General features: G+C 51.4%; 2 protein-coding genes. Both read right to left on the reverse strand.

Going from position 1 to position 3,632, the window contains the following annotated elements; genetic code table 11:
• Positions 1–115: 115 nt before the first annotated feature.
• The gene (locus tag I5W_RS30705) at positions 116–2,659 is read right to left on the reverse strand and encodes a methyltransferase domain-containing protein (RefSeq protein WP_083893648.1); all 2,544 of its coding nucleotides are present in this window, start codon (positions 2,657–2,659) and stop codon (positions 116–118) included.
• Positions 2,660–2,768: 109 nt separating this feature from the next.
• Positions 2,769–3,575, reverse strand: coding sequence for a polysaccharide pyruvyl transferase family protein (locus I5W_RS28390; protein WP_083893649.1), 807 nt, complete (start codon positions 3,573–3,575; stop codon positions 2,769–2,771).
• Positions 3,576–3,632: the final 57 nt, after the last annotated feature.

Genomic DNA, 3,632 nt, shown 5'->3' on the forward strand with positions numbered 1-3,632 from the left:
TGAGTTGCAATCCTGATCAACTCAGTATCCTGGCAAAAGCCAGTTCTTCGGCATTGGCCTGGGCTGCCTCGGTTTCCGACATCTGCTCTGAAAGTGACTTCAGCGTCGAAGATGGTCATGGGGCCAATGCCTCAGCGATGTTTTGGCTNNGCTCGGTACCCTCAAGTGAGTTGCAAATCCTGATCAACTCAGTATCCCTGGCAAAAGCCAGTTCTTCGGCATTGGCCTTGGCTGCCTCGGTTTCCGACAACTGCTCTTGAAGTGACTTCAGCGTCGAAAGATGGTCATGGGCCAATGCCTCAGCGATGGTTTTGGCTCGCTCGGTTACCTCAAGTTGAGTTGCAATCCTGATCAACTCAGTATCCCTGGCAAAAGCCAGTTCTTCGGCATTGGCCTTGGCTGCCTCGGTTTCCGACAACTGCTCTTGAAGTGACTTCAGCGTCGAAAGATGGTCATGGGCCAATGCCTCAGCGATGGTTTTGGCTCGCTCGGTTACCTCAAGTTGAGTTGCAATCCTGATCAACTCAGTATCCCTGGCAAAAGCCAGTTCTTCGGCATTGGCCTTGGCTGCCTCGGTTTCCGACAACTGCTCTTGAAGTGACTTCAGCGTCGAAAGATGGTCATGGGCCAATGCCTCAGCGATGGTTTTGGCTCGCTCGGTTACCTCAAGTTGAGTTGCAATCCTGATCAACTCAGCATCCCTGGCAAAAGCCAGTTCTTCGGCATTGGCCTTGGCTGCCTCGGTTTCCGACAATTGCTCTTGAAGTGACGCCAGCTTCGAAAAATAGCTATGGGCCATTGTTTCAGCCGCTGTCTTTGCTTTTTCCATGCACTTAAGTTGATTGGCAGTTGCATTCAACTCCTCCGCATAGCGGGTCACGGCGCCCTGCAATTGGGCAAGAGCACTTCGTAAGGAGCGATAGGCCACCGTGCCCAGTTGGCGTGCGGCAGCGGCCCTGTTATTCACACTGCATGAAGCCAACGTGCGAATGGAATCAGCCAGGCGCACTGCACCATCGGCTATTTCTACGAGATCGTTCATCGAAAAAAAGAAGGGTTTATCGGGGTTACCGAGAAACTCCATCGGATCTGCTCGCAAACAGGAGAAGACAGAATCTAGACCACGCTGCCACAACACGATCGCGTCTTCAGAACGGCCTTCACGGAAAGCCAATATACCGGCGCGAAGGGCCGCATCAGCTACCTTTGTACCTAGCGTGGGTGTGATCGGCAACACATCAGCATCGGCGACGTGGCAGTAGGCGGCAATTGCAGAGGCCACCTCTCCACGAGCTTCCAGAAAGCGGCCACGTAGATAATCCAAGGAAACGCGCCAGCGCCCAACATGGGGGTTGGGATTATTGCGTGCAGAATCAATATAGGATTCAGCCGATTCAAGCCATTCCTCTGCTGCTCCATTTTTTGGGCCTACATCTTCGAACACCCGCCAACCGAATACCGCAAGCGCGCAACCCATATCGGCAGAATCTGGGGAGGAGTACGCGATGACTTCTTGAGCGATCACCGTGAGCGCCGCCTTATCGCGGATACGCCACGGCAATTCGACCAACGCATGAACAAGCCATGGGCAATCGTAATAGGCCGCAAAATCTATCAGATGGCTACGCCCAAGAAATCCAGCATGAACCGAATTTACATAGGCTTTCCTAGGCTTTGCGAGGGGAGATTTGGTGGCACAAACAAGCCACCATTCCCCCTCGGTTGATGGCGCGTTATCGAGCGGCACCTGCTCCAGCTTACGAGGGCGCGTGTGCCACCTCTTGTCGACAGCTGACTTACAACCACTCGCTGTCAGACTCCACGCAGCTTCAACGACAAAGCTGCAAGCCAGCTCACCATACAGTCGATCCCAATCGTATATATTTAGATGGCACGGGTTCGGGATTTCTCTTTTTTCATCCGTCCAGTCATTGGGCACATTGACCAAGATTCGCCCACCTGGCTTGAGGACTCGCTCGAAGTCCGTCAGCAACGCCATGGGATTAGAGACTCGTTCCAGCGTTTCGAAAGAAACGACAAAATCGACTGAGTCATCGGGCATATCGTGGAGCACTTCCGATAACGAAGCACAGTCAAAACGGACTCGCTCGCTTCCATAGTTACGCGCCGCAAAATCTACTTTCCGAGCATTGAGGTCTATGCCGAATATGTGAGCCGCAGGCGACAGGTTTTCCAATATATAACTACCATAGCCGAGCCCGCAGGCAGCATCTAACACGACGTCGTTAGGCCTTATTAGCCAGGCAGCCACCTGGTAACGGACTATATGAGCATCTGAACGAGCCCCCGGTTGACGCAACATGTCGTGCTCAAGCATCAAGCGAGTAGCGGCATCACTATCGGCAAATATCGGCGGTCGGAAATCGAAGATCGCCCAGCATTCATTTTGGCTTTCGTCAAGCTGGGAATAGCCAAAGAGTTCAATCATGGCTGGATGCTTGATATAGCCGTGATGTATCAACGCAGTTTCTATCCGCGCACGCAGCGGAACATTTCCTTCAGCAGCCGACTTCGTCTGACAGGCAACGAAAAGCAAATGAGCCTCTTGAGAGGACGGCAGTCCCTCCCCCTGTTCCAAGCGAGTGATATCGGTTACCCATATCCACGCATCGAATGGTCCACGTTCAGGGCAATACATACCGAGTGCTGCAAGCTCCTCTCTCAACACATGAGCATTACCAGCAAGTCCGATGCGACCTACCCCTAGAGAACGAAAAATTGTTTCGCAGAGTTTATGCTGCCCGCGATTAGTCACTTGATTCCTTTTGAAGGCGAGAAGACTCAAGCCAGGTCTTCCTTCCAAAAAACTGGCGCAAGCCCAACATAGTCGTTAAAGGCCGCGCGAAAAATGGATGAGCGCCAGACGTGGCTGGTTCAAGAGTTTCGTTGTATCTAATAGCCTCTGTCACTTTAGAAATCAGGTCTTCGCAATTCGACAATGCATTCGATGCGTGAAGCGCTTCGAGAAGCGCTGGGACTTTCCAGGAATTTGAAGGAAGAGCTACGAATCGGGTACCCGCCATTGCCGCTAAATAGACGCCGTGATACCTGCCCGTAACAACTAGTCTTGCCGCTCTAAATTTTCTGAGCGTCTCTTTCCAATCTGACACTCTTTCCAAGCTCTCGAGAGGAAAATGTACAACGTCATCTTCAAATATTTCTGAAACAAGATTGAGTGCGTGATAGACATCTCGCCTTGCATGATGACAATCGGTAAGAACTATTTTTTCGTTATATAAAGCATCAACGCCATCATGGAAATCGGCCTCAAGAATTGAATCTGCGACGACTCTCGGGTTCGCCCCCAATGCACGAGCGTACTCGGCCGAATACCCTTCACGCACAACCAAGTCGTCCAATCTGGAAAGTACATCTTGATACTCAGGAATTTCCTCCAACGTGGCATTGATCAGAAATGCCCCCTTCCCCAATTCGATGGCCAAATCAAGAATCGCCAACAGGTGAAGTCCCCCTCCATGATGGATGGTTCCCTCTCCGTTAACGACAACTGCATCAGCTTCACGAATCGATTCAATTGCTGCAAAAGAAAAAATCGCTGCATGTGTTCCCTCTCGGCTTCACACCACAATCATGTAATTCATTCACATAAA

It is taken from the genome of Herbaspirillum sp. B65, assembly GCF_000333555.1.
Taxonomy (GTDB): domain Bacteria; phylum Pseudomonadota; class Gammaproteobacteria; order Burkholderiales; family Burkholderiaceae_D; genus Herbaspirillum; species Herbaspirillum rubrisubalbicans.